This is a genomic window from Bacteroidota bacterium (assembly GCA_016713925.1).
GTDB lineage: Bacteria > Bacteroidota > Bacteroidia > AKYH767-A > OLB10 > JAJTFW01.
Window position 1 is genome coordinate 314618 of sequence record JADJOH010000002.1, and the last position, 23217, is coordinate 337834.

Consider the following 23217-nt stretch of genomic DNA (forward strand, 5'->3'; position numbering starts at 1 on the left):
AAAGGTTATCTTTAAAAGAAAATAAACCCATAAATTCACCAAAATATAAGTTTGGCGCAATCACATCCCCGGTTCATTGAAGACTTTCCTTTTAATAAAATTCTGCCTTAAAAGGAAAGCGGTACTGGTCTATTGAATTTAAACTATAATTATCCCGAATTAATATTTAACTTTGATTCAGCGCTACTTAAGTATTTTTAAAACAAGTATCATGAAAAAACAATTACTCAGATTACTTTTTTTGGTTACGCTGTTTTCCGGAATGAGAACGGATGTGGATGCGCAGTTGGTTTATATTCCTGATTCCGCTTTTAGAGCTTATTTAAATCAAAATTTTGGGGCTTGTATGGTGGGAGATTCTATTGATTCTTCTTGTCCGGCGGTATTAGCTACGACAGATATTAATTTATACAATAAAGGGATTTCCGATTTAAGCGGAATAGCAGTTTTTGTAAATGACACACTTTTGAGATGTAATTTAAATCCATTAACTACCTTTCCTCAACTTCCTCCATCTTTAACTTATCTTGATTGCTCTACTAACCAACTCACTGTTTTGGCAAATTTACCCCAGTCCTTAACATATCTTGATTGTTTCAATAACCAACTCACATCTTTGCCTACATTGCCTTCGCTACTGGTTTATCTTGATTGTGGCGCTAACCAGCTAACCTCCCTGCCTGCATTGCCGGCGTCGATAAGTATTCTATCTTGCAACGAGAATCAGCTTACTTCCTTGCCAAATTTGCCTTCGTCGTTAACTAGACTTGAATGTGGTGTGAACCAACTTCCTTCCTTGCCTACATTGCCTTCTTCGTTAACTTATCTAGATTGCTACCTTAATCTACTAACCGCATTACCTGCATTACCGGCTTCGTTAACACAAATTAATTGTGAATATAACCAACTCACTTCCTTGCCAAATTTGCCTACGTCGTTAACTAGTCTTAGATGTGATATTAACCAACTCACTTCCTTGCCTGCTTTGCCTGCATCTTTAACCAATCTACAGAGCTCCAATAACCAACTCAACTCCTTGCCGGCATTGCCGGCTTCGTTGACTCATCTTGACGTAAACGGTAACCAATTCTCTTCTTTGCCAAATATGCCGGCAGCGTTACATACTCTATTTTGCGGCGAGAACCAACTCACCTCTTTGCCCAATTTGCCGCTCTCGTTAAATAATCTTTCTTGTAGCAATAACCCGCTCACTTCCTTGCCTGCATTGCCGACTTCGCTAATTGCTCTGCATTGCCTCGATAACCAACTCACTTCCTTACCCACTTTGCCTGCAACGCTGTTTCATCTTGATTGCAGTCAGAATCTGCTCACTTCATTGCCCGAATTACCGTCTTCGTTAAATAATCTTTTTTGTAGCGACAACCCATTAACTTGTTTGCCATCTTTAAAAAATGTTAAAAATTTATACTTCACTAATACATTAGTCAATTGTTTACCCAACTACGGCATTGTGTTAATGAGTGACCCTGCAGTTTCCACAATTCCACTATGTGGCGTATTTAACGCCAACGGTTGTGATGTATTTTGGAATATTGAGGGGAAAACATTTTTTGATGCAGACACCAATTGCATCGCGGGAACAAACGAACCATATTTCATAAATCAAAAATTAAATTTGTATAAAAATGGAGTATTAGACCAACAAACCTTTTCTACTATAAATGGAAATTATGTTTTTGATACTTTTTCTTTCGATTTTTATAAAACGGAATTTGACACAACGGGATTACCATTTGAAGTATATTGTCCTTCACCAGGTTTTTATTTAGATACCATTTCCGCTGCAGATTCTATGAAATATGATAGGGATTTTGGATTAAAATGCAAGGATGTTGACTTAGCGGTCACAAGTATTTTTTCTAATAATTTAAGACCAGCAAGCATTAGAGAATTAAAAATTCATGCAGGCGACTACTCTAATAATTTTGGTGCACATTGTGGCACCGGAATAAGCGGAACAGTGGTCATCACTATTACCGGTGCTTGCAATTATATTTCTCCAGCCATTGGTGGAATAACGCCCATTACAATCATTGGAAACGTTCTTACTTACAATGTTGCTGATTTTGGATTAGTAAGTTATGACAGTAGTTTTAATTTTAACATTTTGGTAGATACGACAGCAACACAAGGAAGTCAAATTTGCATTCAGGTTTCCATTTCCACTCTGTCTTCAGAATCAAAATACAACAATAATTTATTATCTCAATGTTTTACGGTGGTAGGCAGTTATGATCCAAATGATAAAACTGCATATCCTTCTACAAGTTTAGATATTAGTGGAGATCGTTGGTTAACGTATTTAATCCGATTTCAAAATACAGGAACAGCATCTGCAGAACATATATTCATAACCGATACTTTGAGTACATCGTTGGATTGGTCAACTTTCAATTTGCTGAGCTATAGTCACCAACCTCTTACACAAGTGTATAATGATGGACTGATAAAATTTAGTTTTCCTCATATCAATTTGCCCGATAGTAATGCAAACGAACCGGCTAGTCATGGGTATGTGCAATATAAAATACGCGCTAAGGACAGCCTTTCTATTGGTAGCCTAATTGAAAACACGGCCAATATTTTCTTTGATTTCAATGCACCGGTAATCACAAATACTACCAGCAATACAGTTATAAACTGTTCCATACCACCAACCATCATTACAGCGAGCATTTGCAATGGGGACGCCTATTCACTCAATGGTGCATTGTATTATAACGATGGCACCTATCAACAAAAATTAATTACAAGTGTTGGTTGTGATTCAATAATTGTACTTCAACTAACTGTTTCCAGTATTATAAATACAGTTTCCCAATCTTCGTCCATATTACAAACCACAGCTAATGGCTCGTCCTATCAATGGATCGATTGCGGAAACAATACGGCTATCAATGGAGCAACGAATTCTACATTTCAACCTACACAATCCGGCAGCTACGCCGTCGCAGTCACCTATGGCAATTGCATCGATACCTCCGCCTGCTACACCTTCTCCACCGTCGGACTCCCCTCTTCCATCACTGCCGATGTCATTTTCCAAACCCGGTATGTCTCCGCTTCAGAAAACATCCTCCTCCAAGCCGAAAAACTCCGGGGCACATATGGCCAATTGCGCTTAATGGATCTCAGCGGAAGAATCATCTACCAACAACCCACCCATGAAATTACCGCCGGAAAACTCAATCTGGAAATCCCTGCTAAAGGAATGACCTCCGGAATTTATATCGTGAATTTGATTACCGAAAAGGATAATGTTTCGGGGAAGATGGTTAAGTATTAATTTATAAAATAATATAAGATGAAAAATGTTTTACTGAAACTAACTTGCATTTTAGCTCTGACAATAGGAACATCAACTGTTTCGAAAGCTCAGCTTGTTCATATTCCGGATTCGGCATTTCGGAATATCCTCAACATTTATTTCTCAAGTTGCATGGTCGGCGATTCTATTGACTCGAGTTGTCCGGCAGTTTTGGCTGCGAAATATATTGATGTTAGTAGTCGCGGAATATCTAATTTAAGTGGAATTGAAGTTTTTGTGAATGATACTTTGTTAAATTGTAGCAATAATCAACTTACTTCATTGCCAAATTTGCCGCTGTCCTTAACTTATCTTTATTGCTACGAGAATCAACTCACCTCTATGCCAAATTTACCACAGTCATTAACATATTTTAATTGCAATGCTAATGTGCTCACCTCATTGCCAATACTGCCCACTGCATTAACTACACTTATTTGCGGTAATAATCAAATTTCTTCTCTTCCAACATTACCACAGTCATTGAATAACGTTAATTGTTCCTTCAATCTTCTCAATGCTTTGCCTACACTTCCTCCGTCTTTAACAACATTTGATTGTAGTGGTAACCAAATAAACTCTCTTCCAACTTTACCTTCATCTTTAGTTACATTTGGGTGTTCGGCTAACCCACTAACCTCCTTACCTACATTACCATCTACTTTACACACACTTACTTGTGCTAATAACCCACTCGACTCACTTCCAACTTTACCCTCATCATTGGCGAGACTTTATTGTCAATCCAGCCAACTTAATACACTACCAAATTTGCCTTTGAGTTTATTTGCCCTAAACTGTTCAGGAAACCAACTAACAACATTGCCACCTTTACCAAATGGTTTAATGTATTTTATATGTAATAACAACCAAATTACAAGTTTACCACCTTTGCCATCGACTTTAAATAATTTAATCTGTAATAACAACCAACTTACATCATTACCCGTTTTCCCTGATTCAATATTTACATCTCTAAACTGTAATGACAACCAACTCTCATCTTTACCCTTAATACCGATCTCATTAAAGTACATAAAGTGCGAAAGGAATCAGCTAACCTCCTTACCTGCGCTACATTCATCAATAATTTACCTGTACTTAAAAAATAATCTACTTACCTTATTACCAACTTTGCCAACATCTTTAAAAACGCTAAATTGTGATAGCAACCAACTCACTTCATTACCTGCTTTGCCACCGCAATTAGAAAGTCTTGGGTGTAGCAATAATCAGTTAACTTCTCTACCAATAATACCTTCATCATTGGAGGGTATAAATTGTTCAGATAACCCTTTATTATGTTTTCCTGATCTAAACCAATTAATATCCTTGAATTTTGTAAACACTCAAATCAATTGCTTCCCTGGTTATGGAATGTTGCAAGTGAGCATTCCCCCATTCCTTGGATTTCCAATATGTGACCTTTTTAATAACAACGGTTGCGATGTATTTTGGAATATTAAAGGAAAATCTTTTTTGATGCCGACACAAATTGCACAATAGGTGCAAACGAACTCCTTTTTAAAAATAAAAAGTTGAACTTATATAAAAACGGTGTGCTCGACCAACAAACTTTTACGAATATATATGGCGATTATTATTTCGATACTTTTTCACTTAATAATTACAAAATTGAATTTGATACGACAGGATTACCTTTGGAAGTATACTGTCCAACCATCGGATTTTATTTGGATACTATTTCAGTTTCAGACTCCATGAAATACAATCGTGATTTTGGATTGAAATGCAAGGAAATCGACTTAGCAGTAACAAGTATTTTTACTGCTAATATACGACCAGCAAGTATTAGAGAAATTAAAATTAAAGCAGGTGATTACTCTCATTATTTTGGTGCACATTGTGCCGCAGGAATAAGCGGAATGGTTAATATCACAATAACTGGAGCATGCAACTATATTTCTCCAGCTATTGGTGCTTTAACGCCCAATACAGTTATAGGAAATGTTTTAACTTACAATGTAGCAGACTTTGGAGTTTTGAGTTATGATAGTAGTTTTAATTTTAACATTTTAGTAGATACTACTGCTGCACTTGGAAGTCAAATTTGTATTCAAGTTTCCATATCCACTCCGGCTACAGAAATAAATTACAACAATAATTTATTATCTCAATGTTTTACGGTGGTAGGCAGTTTTGATCCTAATGACAAAACAGCATTTCCAAATGCTACTTTAGATATTAGTGGTGATCGCTGGTTAACGTATTTAATCCGTTTTCAAAATACAGGAACAGCTTCTGCCGAACATATTTATATTACGGATACTTTGAGTTCATCGTTAGATTGGTCAACTTTCAATTTGTTAACCTATAGCCACCAACCTCTCACACAAGTTTATAATGATGGGTTAGTGAAATTTAGTTTTCCGCATATCAATTTACCTGACAGTAATACGAATGAACCGGCAAGTCATGGATATGTTCAATATAAAATTCGAGCAAAGGATAGTTTGGCTATCGGAAGCACGATTGAAAATACTGCCAATATTTTCTTCGATTTTAATGCTCCTGTAATTACTAATACTACTAGTAATGCTGTGATTAATTGTTCGATTCCGCCAACCATCATTACAGCGAGTATTTGCAATGGAGACGACTATTCACTAAACGGTGTATTGTATTATAACGACGGCACCTATCAGCAAAAATTAATTACAAGTTTCGGTTGCGATTCTATAATTAAACTTCATCTAACCGTTTCCAGTATTATAAATACCGTTTCCCAATCTTCGTCCTTATTGCAAACCACAGCTAATGGCTCGTCCTATCAATGGATCGATTGCGGAAACAATACTGTTATTAATGGAGCAACGAATTCTACGTTCCAACCCACACAATCAGGCAGCTACGCCGTCGCGGTCACCTATGGCAATTGCATCGACACCTCCGCCTGCTACACCTTCTCCACTGTCGGACTCCCCTCTTCCATCACTGCCGATGTAATTTTCCAAACCCGTTATCTCTCTTCATCTGAAAACATCCTCCTCCACGCCGAAAAACTCCGGGGCACCAATGGCCAATTGCGATTAATGGATCTCAGCGGAAGAATCATCTACCAACAACCCACGCATGAAATTACCTCCGGCAAACTCAATCTGGAAATCCCCGCAAAAGGAATGAACGCCGGAATTTATATTGTTAATTTAATTACTGAAAAGGATAATATTTCGGGGAAAGTGATTAAGTATTAATCAAAAAAATTAGATGCAATGAGAAATATTTTACTTAAGTTATGTTGTGTTTTCATGCTCTTATTCTCCATGAACACTCGTGTAGAGGCATATCTCGTATATATTCCTGATCCTGTATTCAGAGCCTATCTCAACCAATATTACGCTTCTTGCATGGTAGGCGACTCTATTGATCCATTGTGTCCTGCGGTATTAGGTACAAAGCATATTAATGTGAGTAGTAAAGGAATTTCTAATTTAAGTGGAATCGAAGTTTTTGTGAATGACACTTCATTGAATTGCTACAACAACCAACTTACTACGTTGCCTCCGTTGCCTTTGTCTTTAACCTATCTGGAATGTCGTAACAACCAAATTACTACTTTGCCCAACTTGCCTTCATCGTTAACCACTCTTGATTGTCGGATTAACCTATTAACTTCTTTACCCACTTTACCTTCTTCTTTAACTCGTCTTGATTGTAGGGGTAATCAACTCACTTCTATACCCAACTTGCCAAGTTCGATAACAGATATTCTGTGTAGTTCTAACCAACTCTCATCTTTACCTGTCTTACCTTCGTCCTTAATTTATCTATCTTGTGGCAGTAATCAAATCACATATTTACCGGCCTTGCCTACGTCGTTAACTTTTTTGGAATGTTCTCTTAACCAACTCACTGCTTTACCTGCATTGCCTTCGACATTATTATATCTTACTTGTTCCTTTAACCAACTCATTACTTTGCCTGTCTTGCCTTCATCGTTAACTGAACTAGTCTGTAGAGATAATCAACTCACTTTGTTGCCCAACCTGCCTTCAACATTGACTATGCTATGGTGTCAAGATAACCAACTCACTTTTTTACCCTCCTTACCTACTTCTTTAACGGAACTTAGGTGTGAATATAACCAACTTGCATCATTGCCACCCCTACCTTCATCTTTAATTCGGCTTTATTGCCAATACAATCCATTAACTTGTCTTCCTGATTTAAATCAAGTCACGGATTTAAATTTCTACGCGACTCTAGTTGAATGTGTGCCAAACTATGGAATTGTATTTTCAAGCACCCCTTTTATAACCACCCTTCCTATATGTAATGTGTTTAATTCCAACGGCTGTGAGCTATTTTGGAATATTGAAGGTGAAGTATTTTTTGATCCGGATACTAATTGCATCGTTGGAAATAATGAGCCATATTTCACCAACCAAAAGGTGAAATTGTATAAAAACGGAATGTTAGTTCAACAAACCTATGTCAATACAAATGGAGATTACTTCTTTGACACATTTGCTCCTGACTTTTACAAAACTGAACTCGACACATTGGATTTACCTTTTGCTACTGGTTGTCCCTCTTCCGGCTTTTACACGGACACCATTTCTGCAGTGGATTCTATGAAATACAATCGGAATTTTGGATTAATATGCAAGGGGGTAGATTTGGCAGTTACATCTATTTATTCAAACAATATAAGACCGGCAAGTGTAAGAGAAATAAAGATTCAAGCCGGAGATTATTCTAACACTTTTGGCGCAAATTGTGCAAATGGAATCAGCGGTACAGTAGTCATCAGTATTACCGGACCTTGCAATTATCTTTTTCCGGGGGTGGGTGCATTAACTCCCGATTCCGTTAATGGAAATGTTTTAACTTATAATGTTGCCGACTTTGGAGCCATGAGTAATAACATTAATTTTAACTTTACCATTTTGGTAGATACAAATGCAACATTGGGAAATCAAATTTGCATTCAGGTTTCAATTTCCACCTCTGCAGCAGAATTAAATTATAGCAATAATTACTTTTCACAATGTTTTACTGTTGTAGGAAGTTATGACCCTAATGATAAATCTGTTTATCCGGCTTCCACACTAGATATAAGCGGAGATCGCTGGCTAACCTATCTGATACGCTTTCAAAATACAGGCACTGCAGATGCAGAGCATATTTATATCACAGATACATTGAGTACTTACTTAGAGTGGTCCACATTCTCTTTGCTTTCTTACAGCCACCAACCGATCACTCAAATTTATCAGGACGGCTTATTAAAATTTAGTTTTCCCAATATCCATTTGCCGGACAGTAATTCGAATGAACCGGGAAGTCATGGATATATTCAATTTAAAATTCGTGCGAAGGATAGTTTGGCTATTGGAAGCACAATTGAAAACACCGCAAATATTTTCTTTGATTTTAATGCACCCATAATCACAAACACCACCGCCAACACGCTTATCAATTGTTCGATTCCTCCAACAATTATAAATGCTACAATATGCAATAGTCTGAATTTTCAATTAAATGGTGTTACATATTCCACCAGTGGCAATCATGTTCAACGATTTATTACTGCAAATGGCTGCGACTCAACAATTCTTCTTAATTTAACTATTAATTCATCAGCTAGCTATCTTTCAGGATCAATTTGTGATGGAGATTTTTATAATTTCAATGGACAGCAATTATCACTTACCGGAGTTTATAATGATACACTAACGAATGCGTCCGGATGCGATTCTATTGTAGTTCTGGACCTGATTATAAACAACGCTTACAATATTCAGCGATCTGAAAATATTTGTACAAACGACTCCCTGTTTTTTGGAGGAGTATATCTTTATCAGGCGGGTATATATATTGATTCCTTGCCATCCGTATTCGGCTGCGACTCTGTTATTACATTAAATTTAGATATTATCAATGCGAACTATACTCAACAAGCACAAACCATATGCTCGAATGATTCGATTTTATTTCGAAGTGCCTATCTTCATCAATCCGGTGTTTATTTTGATTCACTTTTGAATAGTAATGGTTGCGATTCAATTATCGAATTACAATTAACTGTTACACCCGTAATCACAAACATCGTTTCACAAATTTCATCTACCTTACAAACCACAGCGAGCGGCTCAACTTATCAATGGATCGATTGCGGAAACAATTCGGCTATCAACGGAGCAACGAATTCTACCTTTCAACCCACCCAATCCGGCAGCTACGCCGTTGCAGTCACCTATGGCAATTGCATCGACACCTCCACCTGCTATACCTTCTCCACCGTCGGACTCCCCTCTTCCATCACTGCCGATGTAATTTTCCAAACACGTTATCTCTCTTCATCTGAAAACATCCTCCTCCACGCCGAAAAACTCCGGGGCACCAATGGCCAATTGCGATTAATGGATCTCAGCGGAAGAATAATCTACCAACAACCCACCCATGAAATTACCGCCGGCAAACTCAATCTGGAAATCCCCGTCAAAGGATTGAACGCCGGAATTTATATCGTGAATTTGATCACTGAAAAGGATAATATTTCGGGGAAGGTGATTAAGTATTAATTTTAATTCTACCCTTCATCTATTCCCATCCGCGAAAATCCGCCAAATCCGTTTAATCCGCGTTCCTACCTTTAATCTTTCAGGTTTCCCAAAGTGTGGACTTCTAACCTAAAGAGGATACCATCCTCCATCCCATTCATCAATAATCACATCATCATTCATCCCTTCACAAGTCCCACGATCAAATTCACTCAGCTCGGCATCATCACATCTTCGCATCTTCAAATCAACCCATTTTCAAATTTTCAAATCAAATCACTTTGAGAACTAAAAATAGTATCTAACCAACCAAGTCTAAAAAGTCCAAAATTTCTCCTGCCATATTGTCAGCATCGTCTCTTTTTTTCCTATCTTTGCTCCCCCTAAATAATCATGTTACACGAAGGAAATAAGGTAATCGACGAAAAGCGTCAGGGTGAAGCCATCCTGCTGGAAACGGCAGCTTCATCGGGTAAAAAATTGTTCCTGGAGAGTTATGGCTGCGCTATGAATTTCTCTGATAGTGAGATCGTTGCATCTATTTTGACGCAGGGTGGATTTGAAACGACCCGCGATTATAACGAGGCCGATGTGATTTTTATTAATACCTGCGCCATTCGTGATAATGCCGAACAACGTGTCCGTACCCGCTTGCATGACTTTAAGAAGGCGAAGCGGGCCAAACCGGGATTGATCGTAGGTGTGCTCGGCTGTATGGCGGAACGGTTGAAATCGAAGTTACTGGAAGAGGAAAAGTTAGTGGATATCGTGGCCGGCCCCGACTCCTACCGCGACCTCCTCCACCTGATCGAAAAAGTGGAAGGTGGACAGAAAGCCGTGAATGTTTTATTGTCGAGAGAGGAAACCTATGCGGATATCAGTCCGGTGCGGTTGAGCTCGAATGGCGTTACGGCGTTCATCTCGATTATGCGGGGCTGCGATAATATGTGCTCCTTCTGTGTCGTTCCTTTTACGCGTGGACGTGAACGCAGCCGGGACCCGGAATCTATACTTGAAGAAGCGAAACAGCTTTTTGAAAACGGCTACAGGGAAGTGACTTTATTGGGACAAAATGTAGATTCCTACCTCTGGTGGGGCGGCGGACAGAAAAAAGAACTCGAAGCAGACATCGTTCACAAAGCCCTGCATCATGAACTCCCTGCGGAAGAACAACAGCGCTTCACCACCTTCGCCGACCTCATGGAAATGGTGGCGGGTGTCCATCCCGATCTGCAAATACGCTTCTCGACCAGCAATCCGCGGGATATGACAGATGCCGTCCTCCACGTGATTGCGAAATACGACAATATATGTAAGTACGTTCATCTGCCGGTTCAATCGGGCAACTCGAATGTACTTGAACGAATGAACCGGGGCTATACCCGCGAACAATATATCCAACGCATCGAATCCATTCGGAGAATCATTCCGGAATGCGGCATCAGCACCGATATCATCAGTGGCTTTTGCGGCGAGACAGAAGAAGAACATCAGGATACATTGAGTCTCATGGAATGGGCAGGCTATGATTTCTCCTACATGTTCAAATATTCCGAACGACCGGGAACAGCGGCGGAGAAAAAATTCACCGATGATATTCCCGAAGAAGTAAAGAGCAGAAGACTACAGGAGATTGTGGACTTACAAAGAAAATTATCGGCCATCAGAACGAAAAAAGCGGTTGGAAAAACATTCCGTGTCCTGGTAGAAGGCGTTTCGAAGAAATCCGATGAAATGCTCTCCGGCAGAAATTCGCAGAATACCGTCGTGGTATTCCCGAAAGGCAATCTCCAACCCGGCGATTATGTCAACGTTAGGATCACACATTGCACAACAGCAACACTGATTGGAGAAATTCAGAATTAAGAATTCAGTCCCGATAGCTATCGGGATCAGAATTAGGAATTGGGAATTAGGAATTGGGAATTAGAAATCGAGAATTAAGAACTTACCTGACGGCCGGCAATGCAGTTTGAGAATACAGAATAAGTCTTACCAAAAAACTCCATCACTTCAAGACTAAGCTCAACTCCTCACTAAAAACCAACAGCCCGAAGCTGGTAGCCGGTAGCCGGTAGCCGGAAGCCGCGAGGCTTCAGTTCTCCCAAGGAGACTTCCGATTGCGATGAAGAGCGGCTCCTCCTCACCGCAAGCCCAAAGCCGGTAGCCGGAAGCTGGTAGCCGGAAGCCGGTAGCCGGTAGCATACAAAACGACGGAGCTAAAATTTCAAACCACACTAAAAGTTTGCATAGAAAAAGATGACGATACAGGATATAAAAAACAGATTTGGTATTATCGGTACTTCCTTGCAGTTAGATCATTCGATCAACATTGCTTTCCAGGTAGCACCAACTGATCTTTCTGTATTGATTACCGGTGAAAGTGGAACGGGTAAAGAAATTTTTCCGCAAATTATTCATTTCCTCAGCAGTCGTAAACATGGTCCGAATATCGCTGTCAATTGCGGCGCTATTCCGGAAGGCACCATCGACTCTGAACTTTTTGGTCATGAAAAAGGGGCTTTTACCGGAGCGCATGAAGCCCGCAAAGGGTATTTTGAAGTGGTGAACGGTGGTACTATCTTTTTAGATGAAGTCGCCGAACTCCCCCTCACGACGCAGGTACGTCTTTTACGTGTGTTGGAGACGGGCGAATTTATCCGCGTGGGATCGAGTAAAGTGCAAAAAACAGATGTGCGTGTGGTGGCCGCGAGCAATGTGAATATTCCCGAAGCGATTGAAAGAGGTCGTTTCAGGGAGGATTTATATTACCGGTTAAATACCGTACCGATTCATGTTCCTCCACTGCGCGACAGAAAGGAAGATGTCTTCCTGCTCTTCCGGAAATTTGCTGCTGACTTTGCCGATAAATATAAAATGCCGGTGATTCATCTCCAGCCGGAAGCACAACGCTTATTAGTAGATTACCGTTGGCCGGGCAATGTGCGTCAGTTAAAAAATGTGACGGAACAATTGTCGATTCTGGAACAGAAGAAAGAGATTACAGCCGATGTTTTAATGAAATATCTTCCTCAGGAGAACGGGAAGACCTTGCCGATGGTCCTGCGTGATGAAGTGAAAAGTGGTGGCGATTTCAGTGAAAGGGAACTGCTCTATAAAGTGCTTTTCGACATGAAAAAAGATCTCACCGAAATGAAGAAGGTGGTGGCGACTTTGATGGGAAATGGTCCGGTAAGAGTGCAGGAACAGGATGCCTTTGAGCATGAACTGTATCGTGCCGATGAACCTCAGATTATTGAAACGCAACCGGGCGTGACCTTAAGCACCAAGCCCTATAAGATTGAAGCGCACGAAGAAGTGGAAGATGAGTCGTTGTCACTCTCGGACAAGGAAAAAGAAATGATCCGTAAAGCCATCGAACGTCATAAAGGCAAACGAAAAGAAGCCGCGAAGGAACTCGGTATTTCTGAGCGCACACTCTACCGGAAAATTAACGAATATCAGATCAAAGGATGAAGAACGCTGTAGTTTGTATGTCCCTTTTAATGTCCCTGATCTGGTCTGGCTGTGGGGTCTATTCCTTCACCGGTGCGTCGATCTCGCCTGAGGTGAAGACATTTTCAGTGCAGTATTTTCCCAATCGGGCTTCATTGGTCCAGCCGCTCCTGAGTCAGGCGATCACGGAGAAAATTAAAGAGCGTTTCATCTCGCAAACGAGTTTGAGGCAGGTGGAAAGAGACGGTGATCTGCAATTCGAAGGATACATCAGTGATTATAAAGCGAGTCCGGTGGCTATTCAGGGGACACAAACCGCTGCATTAAACCGGTTAACCATCAGTGTATTGGTGAAATTTACGAATACAAAGGACGACAAACAAAATTTTGAAACTACTTTTACACGCTACGCCGACTACGATAGTCAGAAGAGTTTATCAGAAGAAGAAGCCACGCTGATAGATGAAATTAACCGACAGTTAGTGGATGATATTTTCAATAAATCTGTGAGCAACTGGTAATGACGAAAGAACAATTCTTCGAACTCATCCGCAAACCGGAAGCCGCCATGCAAGTTCCGGTGGAAACGATTGCAGGTTTACTCAATCAATTTCCCTATTGCCAGCCCCTGCGTTATATTTATTTGCGACAACTTCATGATCTGGAGAGCGTACACTATGCCCGGGAACTGAAAGTCACAGCTGCTTATGCCCCTGACCGTACCCGGCTTTTTCAGTTGATCCATCAGCAGCCACTCCCGGCTCACGCTGAAATTTTTGAAAGTAGTACTGTGTTGGATGACCTCTATGTTCCGGTGGAAGAATCACCTCTTACAGAAGAGGAAATTGAAGTGCTGAATGAAGAGGTAACGCATCTAGAGCGGTATGAACCATCAGAAAGTATGGAGCAAACCGAATCGATTATCGCGGGTGAAGAGGAGATAGTTCATGAGGAAAAAGAATCTATTGAAGAGATCCGGAATGAAAAGCAGGAGCTCTCTGCACAGGATATCGTGACGGAACGTTTGAAAGAATTGGGACTCTGGTCAGAAGAAACAAATTCTGCACAGGTCGTGGTTTTTGAACATGTTCCTGTGGAGCTGAACCTCGATTATGAACCCGAAGAAGAAACCGTCGCGGCTCTTGACGCAGAGGAAGAAATCAGTACGGCATCTGATGCGATCGTTTTTTCTACCGACGAGGATACATCCACAGCCATCGAATCAACGTTTGAACGCGCATCCGGGGAGCAAGAGGCTGAAATAAAAATTGAAATCAAACAGGAAGTCCCATCTCCTGTAGAAAATACAGAACCGGAAAGTATCCCCTACGTTCAGAACGAAGTTATCGCGGAAAAAGACATTCCGCATCCACCGGTGGAGCTAGCAGCAACGAAAGAGGAGGTTCCGGAAAATGAAGATGCGGATCCATTAGCAGAGATTATCAATGAAAGTCTGCAGGAAGTCCGATTGAAGCAGGTAGATTATTTTGCAGAAAATCCGAAGGCAGATGAACCCGCATCATCGCGAATCACAGCGGAGAGCGCTATCGCAGCAGCACCGTTACATGAAAAAGAAATCAGTTCTTCTTCTCCGGAACATTCGCATAAAAATGAAGTTGTAGATTATTCGGAGCATGGCACTGAAATTCATTCCTTCAGTGAATGGCTGAAATTAAACACCGCCACCGCAAAGACCTCCGCAATTGATTCGCCCAATGAAAAATCCAAGGCATCTCCTGCAGCAGATACTCCCGGGAACATTGCTCCTTCAATGCATTCTCCGGCGAGCTTTACTCCCGCAACACCTTCTTCTTTGGACACTGCTCCGGAAATCAACGAAATTTCTATTTCAGAAAAGCAAACACCCATTGCTACGGTAGAAAATCCGGTGGATCAACCTGCACCTCCCTCTACCGATATCCTTTCCGGTCGAAGCACAACATCTCCGGAAGAAGGTGAACCCCTCACCTACAACTTTACGGTGCCGAAACTGATTTATAAAAAAAGTGGCACCCCAACAGCATCCAAACAGCCGGATACTATTGAACACCCTGAGCAACCTTCAAAAATTGAACACCGTCACGCCCCTTCTGAACTAACACCTCAGGCGGAGCAAGACGTACCTCCTTCCGAATCACTCTTGCCGGAAAGTTCCCTTCATAAAATGGTGATGGATGAAACATCCCCTTCGGATACTTCGCTGATCCCTGAAAAGCGTCCGATCCCGGATCCTTCCCTCGTTGACACCGATCCGCCCAAGCCGAAAAAGCCGTCAGGGGAACTGATCGACAAGTTTATAAAGCAAGAACCGAGGATTACTCCATCTAAAAGTACGTTTTATAGTCCGGTCAATATGGCGAAAAAAAGCGTCCAGGAACCCGATGACATTATTTCTGAGACACTTGCGGGGATTTATGCGAATCAAGGGAATTTCCAGAAGGCCATTTTATTTTATGAAAAATTAAGCTTGAAATTCCCCGAAAAAAGCCGTTACTTTGCAGCCCTCATTGAAGAATTGAAGAAAAACTAAATTCCTGAGTAGCAACTATGTTTACACTTATCATCATCCTCCTTATTATTGTCAGCTTCCTGCTTGGCGTTGTTGTATTGGTTCAAAATTCAAAAGGCGGCGGATTGGCTTCCGGTTTTGCATCCTCTAACCAGGTTATGGGTGTCCGTAAAACCACCGATTTCCTTGAAAAATTAACCTGGGGTTTTGCGATCTCTATGCTCGTGCTGGCGATGATCGGAAATTTTGTGTTGCCAAGAAATACCTCTACCGGTAACGCTTCCGTGATTGAAGAACAAATTCAGAATACCCCCGTGCCATCAGGTCCTGCACCTGCTCCGGGTGGTGCTGCTCCGGCGGGTGGACAGGCTCAACCTGCTGCTCCGGCTCCGGCTCAATAAATACGAATTGCACTGACAGCTTGTCGTTGCAACTGTCAGGAAAATGCTGTCAGAATCTCCTTAAAGGAAATTATGACAGCATTTTTTATTGAATAGGCGATTGGCATAATAGCTGCATTCGCGGTTTCGGAAATTGTTTCCACTAAAAATTCATTTAATATAAACCTAAATAAACTCAAGTAACATGAGCAAATTAAGTATCAAACCATTAGCTGACCGTGTGATTGTAGAAGTATCACCGGCCGAAGAAAAAACCGCCAGCGGACTCATTATACCTGACACTGCTAAAGAAAAGCCGCAGAAAGGTACCGTTATCGCAGTTGGAAATGGAAAGAAAGATGAACCATTGACCGTAAAAGTGGGCGATACCGTATTGTATGGCAAATATGCAGGAACAGAAATTACTGTTGACGGCAAGGAATTACTCATCATGCGCGAATCTGACATCTTCGCAGTTATTTAACCCCCCTTCACTACTTTAAAAACAACAAAATCTTATAGAAACCATGGCAAAAGAAATTTCATTTAACCTGGAAGCACGCGACGCTTTAAAACGTGGTGTTGATGCTTTAGCAAATGCAGTAAAAGTAACCTTGGGTCCAAAAGGACGCAATGTAATCATTGATAAAAAATACGGTGCACCCATGATCACTAAAGATGGTGTGACTGTGGCAAAAGAAATTGAGCTGAAAAACCCTATCGAAAACATGGGCGCTCAAATGTTGAAGGAAGTGGCTTCTAAAACTGCTGATGTAGCCGGTGACGGAACTACTACGGCAACAGTTCTTGCTCAAGCTATCGTTACAGCAGGACTGAAGAACGTGGCTGCAGGTGCGAATCCAATGGATCTGAAGCGCGGAATTGACAAAGCGGTGATTTCTGTGGTAGAAGCCCTGAAGAAAATGAGTAAGAGTGTTGGTGACGACAATCAGAAAATTGAGCAGGTCGCTACCATTTCAGCGAACAACGATCATGAGATCGGAAAATTGATTGCTGAGGCGATGAATAAAGTGAAGAAAGAAGGTGTGATCACTGTAGAAGAAGCAAAAGGTACCGAGACGACTGTAACAGTAGTAGAAGGTATGCAATTCGACCGTGGTTATATCAGCCCGTATTTCGTAACGAATGCGGATAAAATGGAAGCGGTACTTGAGAACCCTTACATTCTTCTTTACGATAAAAAGATCAGTAACATGAAAGAATTGTTACCGGTGCTGGAGAAAGTGGTTCAAACAGGTCGTCCGATGTTGATCATTTCAGAAGATGTGGATGGTGAAGCATTGGCAACGCTTGTGGTAAATAAATTACGTGGTTCATTGAAAATTGGTGCTGTTAAAGCTCCGGGATTTGGTGATCGCCGTAAAGCCATGATGGAAGATATCGCGATTTTGACCGGCGGTACTGTGATCAGCGAAGAGCGTGGCTTCAAATTGGATGCTGCAGACCTGACGATGTTGGGTAAAGCAGAGAAAGTAACGATCGACAAAGACAACACGACTATCGTTAATGGTGGTGGTACTACTGAAGATATCAAAGCAAGAGTGAACCAAATCAAAGCGCAGATCGAAACAACGACCAGCGATTACGATAAAGAAAAATTGCAGGAGCGTCTGGCTAAATTAGCAGGTGGTGTTGCCGTTTTATATGTAGGTGCTGCTACTGAAGTAGAGATGAAAGAGAAGAAAGATCGTGTTGACGATGCTTTACATGCGACGCGTGCTGCTGTGGAAGAAGGAATCATTCCCGGTGGTGGTGTGGCGTATATCCGTTGTATTGCCGGACTTGAAAAACTGAAAGGTATCAATGAAGATGAGACAACAGGAATGGGTATTGTTAAGCGTGCCCTCGAAGAACCCCTTCGTCAGATTGTTGAAAATGCAGGTAGCGAAGGTTCTATCATCGTTCAGAAAGTGAAAGAGGGCAAGGACGATTTCGGTTACAATGCACGTACCGATGTGTACGAGAACATGATGAAAGCCGGAGTCATCGATCCAACTAAAGTAACACGTGTAGCCCTTGAAAATGCTGCATCTATCGCCGGTATGCTCCTCACTACTGAGTGCGTACTGAGTGAAATTAAAGAAGATAAACCCGCTATGCCTGCTATGCCGGGTGGCGGAATGGAAGGAATGTATTAATCTCCTCCACTCTATAAAGAAGGGGCTGTCTCAAAAGGACAGCCTCTTTTTTTGAGGATGAATTCTTCATAAACATTATACCTGTTAAAAATCATACTTCGGGATTTTTCCCACCTCCAACCTTTCTCCTATTTTCGCCCTATGCTTAGCACCGCCCAACTCTACGAATATTTTCAGCAATACCCTATCATCTCCACCGACACCCGCCATCTGCCGAAGGATTGTATTTTCTTCGCTCTAAAAGGTCCCAGCTTTAACGGAAATAGTTTTGCCCTGCAAGCGCTTCAGGAAGGAGCTGCCTTTGCCGTGGTAGATGAGGATGCAGGAGATGACCCGAGGTTGCTGCGGGTAGATGATGTTTTGAAAACACTGCAGGACCTGGCCACCTTCCACCGTCACCGGCTCGATGTAACGATACTGGCCATCACCGGAAGCAATGGAAAAACCACCACCAAGGAATTAACCGCCGCTGTGTTGAAGCAGGAATTTGAGATGCATTTTACACAGGGGAATTTGAATAACCATATTGGTGTTCCACTCACCTTGCTTCAACTCAATGATGATCATGATTTCGCGGTGATAGAAATGGGAGCCAATCATCAACAGGAAATTGCCGCCTTAAGTGCCATTGCACAACCTGATTTTGGATTGATCACCAATATCGGCAAAGCACATCTCGAAGGATTTGGTGGTCCGGAAGGGGTGAAGAAAGGCAAGGGAGAGCTTTACGATTTTCTGCGGAGTAAGGGCGGAATGATTTTTATTCATCTGGATAATCCCATCCTCCGTGAAATGCTGCATGGCTACGATAGCATCATCACCTACGGAACGAGCAATCAGGTGCAATACCAGGGCAGAATTTTTGAACAAAGCGGGGCATTTCTCGAAGTGGAAATGATGCGTCCCTTCCATCTCCGCATTAAGACTCAATTAACCGGCGATTATAATCTGGATAATGTTTTAGCGGCTGTAGCAGTAGGCGCCCATTTCGGTGTGGAGCCGCATGATATTAAATCGGCCATCGAGAATTACCATCCCGACAATCAACGCTCCCAGGTGCTAAGAAAAGGAAGCTTAACTATCGTGCAGGACACCTATAACGCGAATCCAAGCAGTATGAAGGCGGCATTGGATAATTTCAGCCAACACTTCCCCGGTGAAAAGATCATCGCCCTCGGTGAAATGCTGGAGCTGGGAACGGACGCCGCTGTTGAACATATGCGCATCGCTCAGCACGCAGCGGAAATTTCCGGAAGTACACTTTTATTAGTCGGCTCTCTCTTCGCTGAACCTTCGAAAAAAATTTCCTGTCATCATTTTGAGAATGCTAAAGCCTGTACAGAATGGTTAAAGCAACATCTGCCCGCCAAAGGAAACATCCTCATCAAAGGATCGAGAGGTGCCAAAATGGAACAGCTCATGAACGCCTTTCAGGATTACTGATCGGATTTTCTTTTATTCGTGAAGGAGGAAGGAATTATTCACCAGTCGTCTTTCGTAAACGCTGCGTTCGCGGCGGGTTCGCGGCGGTCGCTGCGTTTAAACAAAAGATTTAATTATCAGAATATTCCTTTATTCAAAACTAAAATTATTCATAATCGAAAAATAAATTCGTATGAGAGAAATTGAGAACAATGCCTTTCAGGATTCCTGACGGGATTTTCTTTTTTTTCGTGAAGGAAGAAAGAATTTTTCTCCAGCCCGTCTTTCGCTTCTCATTCTCCACTTCCTGCATATCATAATAGCCGGCATTGCCATTGATGTATCCATAATGGTGTCCGTATCCATAAGACAATGCAAAATCGGAATCATTCAACAGGATACAGGCATTCGGAATTTTACCATCCTTATAAAGTTCATCCAGCGACTTGAGGAATTCAAGACGGGAATAGCCCTGACGTACGAGATACATATTGATATCGGCATACGGCATCAGGATAAATGCATCAGACACCACACCAATCGGAGGTGTATCGATCACAATGAAATCATATTGCTCTTTCAGCGCGTTGATCATTTCTCCCATGGCAGGGCGTGAAAGTAACTCGGCAGGATTTGGCGGGATAGGTCCCGCGATGATCAGATCAAGAAAAGGAATGCTTGATTTTCTGATAACAGATTCCAGCGTCGCCGAACCGACCAGATAATTAGAAGCACCCATATCGTTCTTCCAACCAAAATCCTGATACAATTTCGGCTTTCTTAAATCCAGACCGATCACCAGCACTTTCTTTTGCTGCATGGCAAGTACTGTGGCGAGATTCAACGTGATAAATGACTTCCCTTCCCCTCCTATCGACGAGGTGATCAATATGGTTTTGCATTTATTGCCGGAACCGTAAAACTGAATATTGGTACGAATCGTCCTGAACGCCTCTGCTAATGCCGACTTCGGCCGCATCTGCACAATAAGATTATTCTCATCTTCCGAATGACCTACAACACCAATAACAGGAACCTGAGTGATTCCGGTAATATCATCACGGTTCATCACCGTAGTACGCATCAGCGTGGAAATGGTAATAATAGCAGTGGGCACAATTCCCGTTAACAGGAAAATAAGGACAGCAATAATTTTTTTGTTTGGCTGAACCGGTTCATCGGCAAGTGCAGATTCATCGAGTATTTTATTGTCTGAAACCGCAGTGGCTTTTGCAATACTCGTCTCTGCTTTTTTCTGCAGCAGGAACGTATAGATATTCTGATTGACTTCGAAATTTCGTTTTATGCCGAGGAGTTGCCTTTCAATTTCAGGGATCTGCTTGATGCTTTCCTCATATTGACTCAGCTGACCGTTCAAAGAATTTCTGGTAATCAGCATTCGCTTTTGAATGGATCGGATATTCTCCAACAGCGATGCTCTGTTTTCCTGAATCTGTTCATCCAGTATTTTTACCGCTGGTGCATCCGACTTTATTCCGTAGGAAATACTTTTCTTCTTGGATTGTAGAGCCTGAAAATTGGTGATCAGTTCCACCAACAACGGATCCGGAATGCCTAAGCTGGAAGGCGCGAGATTGGTCAGGTCTTCGTTGCTGATGACATAATTATACAAATTTTCAAGTGAAGCGAGTTCGATGTTATTTTTTACCCGCTCAATATCCAGCTGATTCAGTTTCTGCAAAACGGAACGTGATTCTTCGCTGAGGTCGACCGTTTTATTCTTTTCTTTAAACGCCTGCATTTCCTGCTCTGTACTGCTTAAAGTAGAACCGGTATTGCTCAGTTGTTCGTCAACAAATTTTAAGGTCAATGAAGCCACTTCCGCCTTGTCCTGTACTTCCAGATCGATGTACACTTCACCGATTGTATTTAAAATATCCAATGCACGAAGCGGAATATAATCCTGATAAGTAAGCTTCACAATATTGGCTTCTTTATCGAGTGGTTCTGCAGTGAGATTCTCTAAAATTTCAGCCACCAGTTTATTCGTGGACCTGACTTTAAACTCATACATTCCTCCATTCAATGGATTATTGGCTTCATTTCTAAACAAACGGAATTTAAAAAAATCGGTAGTCACCGTTTCGCCAAAAAGAAATTTCTTACTCAGCTGAAAATAGGGAAGTTTATCGCCTTCATATTCTACTTCCAGCTCATAACTTTTTTCATCAATAATTTTAACGTCAAAGGCGAGGTCTTTGAATTCTCTGATAAACGTATCTACCTCCAACCGCAGCGGAGACTTCGGATAAAGCGGCTGAGCAGGAAAGATAGAATTCAGCCAGTTTTGAGAAGGAAAGCGATTCAACGACCAGAACTGTGTACTTAAATTCAAACGCTCAATCGTTTGTTGAACCACTGTCCTTGATCTTAAGATGCCGATTTCGGTAGGAAGATTTAAACTGGTCCCGAATAAATCACTCGAGAGAAAATCCTCGAAGTTAGAAGCGGAAGATTTTGAATCCTCCACCAATATACTTGAATTGGCCTGATAGACCGGAAGGGTAACTTTGATATAGATAAAGGCAAGTCCGGCGAAAACAATTCCGGCGATCACAAAATAATGCCACTTCAGCAACAGTTCACGCAGGAGTTGCTGAATTTGAAATTCATCTTCAGGACGAGACTTTTTATTGATGTTGTTCATTGTGACCTCAAATAGGCTGTTGCAATAAGAGCAACGGCTGTAAGGAAAGAAGTTATCACAGCGGTTGCCGGAGAAATCGCGGTAAAGGCTTTCTTTCGGGTAGGTGGTACATAAATAATATCATCCGGATAGATGAATTTAGTTATTCCGGTAAACGAAGCTTTGTTGGTGATATCTACGGGCAACTCCAGAATTCCGGTAGGTGTCTTACGCAATATTTTAAGATTGGTTCTATCCGCGAAATTATTCAGATCACCTGCCAGGGCCAATGCTTCCAGCAAGGTGAGTTGTTCACTCGGAACATAATACAATCCGGGGCGATTCACCTCTCCAATGATGGAAACTTTAAAACTAAGTTTCTTCAAGATGATCACCGGATCATCAATGTATTTCTTAAATCGCTCGATGATGGTATCGTGCGCCTGATCTAAAGTATACCCATTCAGATTTAAAGCTCCGATATAAGGAAGCGTTACCTTTCCTGATTTATCCAATACAAAGCCCTTCTCATAGGCAGAGCGGTTATCATTCCCTTCCGACTCCCCTGCTGAAATACCAATCCCCGGAAAAGCATCCGGATTAATGGTAAAGAGCTGAATCATGAGTATGTCTCCCGGATACAACAGCATAGTAAATGTGGTGGTATCATTGAGCAAAGCCACATCTCCCTGCATATAGACCACCTTTCGCTGCGGAGTACACGCATTGGCAAGTAAGAGGAGCAATGAAATTAAAACCGGAAAAAATATTCTTTTTCTATACATATAA

General features: G+C 41.5%; 15 protein-coding genes. 11 read left to right on the forward strand and 4 right to left on the reverse strand.

All coding sequences use genetic code 11. The features are described 5' to 3' along the window. Positions 1-211 precede the first annotated feature (211 nt). Complete coding sequence (locus IPJ86_01295; protein MBK7885969.1) at positions 212-3307, forward strand: leucine-rich repeat domain-containing protein; 3096 nt, start codon at positions 212-214, stop codon at positions 3305-3307. 470 nt (positions 3308-3777) lie between these two features. On the opposite strand, the gene IPJ86_01300 is transcribed toward IPJ86_01295, so the two are convergent. Both IPJ86_01300 and IPJ86_01305 read right to left on the reverse strand, forming a co-directional pair. Then, positions 3778-3999: a hypothetical protein gene (locus IPJ86_01300; protein MBK7885970.1), complete on the reverse strand. Its 222-nt coding sequence runs from the start codon at positions 3997-3999 to the stop codon at positions 3778-3780. A gap of 69 nt (positions 4000-4068) precedes the next feature. Next, positions 4069-4365: a hypothetical protein gene (locus tag IPJ86_01305; protein ID MBK7885971.1), complete on the reverse strand. Its 297-nt coding sequence runs from the start codon at positions 4363-4365 to the stop codon at positions 4069-4071. A 501-nt stretch (positions 4366-4866) separates the two neighbouring features. On the opposite strand from IPJ86_01305, the gene IPJ86_01310 reads away from it, so the two are divergent. The 10 genes from IPJ86_01310 to IPJ86_01355 all read left to right on the forward strand — a co-directional run bounded on the left by IPJ86_01310 (position 4867) and on the right by IPJ86_01355 (position 19802). After that, positions 4867-6543, forward strand: coding sequence for a T9SS type A sorting domain-containing protein (locus tag IPJ86_01310; protein MBK7885972.1), 1677 nt, complete (start codon positions 4867-4869; stop codon positions 6541-6543). Between the two features lie 18 nt (positions 6544-6561). After that, positions 6562-9876 (forward strand): T9SS type A sorting domain-containing protein, encoded by a 3315-nt coding sequence (locus IPJ86_01315; GenBank protein ID MBK7885973.1) that lies wholly within the window; start codon positions 6562-6564, stop codon positions 9874-9876. Between the two features lie 372 nt (positions 9877-10248). After that, positions 10249-11721, forward strand: a complete 1473-nt coding sequence (gene miaB, locus IPJ86_01320) for a tRNA (N6-isopentenyl adenosine(37)-C2)-methylthiotransferase MiaB (protein MBK7885974.1) — start codon at positions 10249-10251, stop codon at positions 11719-11721. 393 nt (positions 11722-12114) lie between these two features. Beyond that, the gene (locus IPJ86_01325) at positions 12115-13332 is read left to right on the forward strand and encodes a sigma-54-dependent Fis family transcriptional regulator (GenBank protein MBK7885975.1); all 1218 of its coding nucleotides are present in this window, start codon (positions 12115-12117) and stop codon (positions 13330-13332) included. Beyond that, complete coding sequence (locus IPJ86_01330; GenBank protein MBK7885976.1) at positions 13329-13832, forward strand: LptE family protein; 504 nt, start codon at positions 13329-13331, stop codon at positions 13830-13832. Before IPJ86_01325 ends, IPJ86_01330 begins: the two co-directional genes overlap by 4 nt. Next, complete coding sequence (locus IPJ86_01335; GenBank protein MBK7885977.1) at positions 13832-15841, forward strand: hypothetical protein; 2010 nt, start codon at positions 13832-13834, stop codon at positions 15839-15841. Before IPJ86_01330 ends, IPJ86_01335 begins: the two co-directional genes overlap by 1 nt. A gap of 17 nt (positions 15842-15858) precedes the next feature. Further along, complete coding sequence (gene secG, locus IPJ86_01340) at positions 15859-16221, forward strand: preprotein translocase subunit SecG (GenBank protein ID MBK7885978.1); 363 nt, start codon at positions 15859-15861, stop codon at positions 16219-16221. Positions 16222-16405: 184 nt separating this feature from the next. Beyond that, complete coding sequence (locus IPJ86_01345; protein ID MBK7885979.1) at positions 16406-16684, forward strand: co-chaperone GroES; 279 nt, start codon at positions 16406-16408, stop codon at positions 16682-16684. A gap of 43 nt (positions 16685-16727) precedes the next feature. Further along, a complete protein-coding gene (groL, locus tag IPJ86_01350; GenBank protein MBK7885980.1) occupies positions 16728-18359 on the forward strand; it encodes a chaperonin GroEL in 1632 nt (543 codons plus the stop codon). Between the two features lie 141 nt (positions 18360-18500). Further along, on the forward strand, positions 18501-19802 hold the full coding sequence (locus tag IPJ86_01355) for a UDP-N-acetylmuramoyl-tripeptide--D-alanyl-D-alanine ligase (GenBank protein ID MBK7885981.1): 1302 nt from the start codon (positions 18501-18503) through the stop codon (positions 19800-19802). Positions 19803-19947: 145 nt separating this feature from the next. On the opposite strand, the gene IPJ86_01360 is transcribed toward IPJ86_01355, so the two are convergent. Together IPJ86_01360 and IPJ86_01365 are read right to left on the reverse strand one after the other, a co-directional pair. After that, entirely contained in the window at positions 19948-22449 is a 2502-nt protein-coding gene (locus tag IPJ86_01360) for a polysaccharide biosynthesis tyrosine autokinase (protein MBK7885982.1), read from the reverse strand. Further along, positions 22446-23213, reverse strand: a complete 768-nt coding sequence (locus IPJ86_01365) for a polysaccharide biosynthesis/export family protein (GenBank protein ID MBK7885983.1) — start codon at positions 23211-23213, stop codon at positions 22446-22448. The genes IPJ86_01360 and IPJ86_01365 overlap by 4 nt, the downstream gene beginning before the upstream one ends. Between the last annotated feature and the right edge of the window lie 4 nt (positions 23214-23217).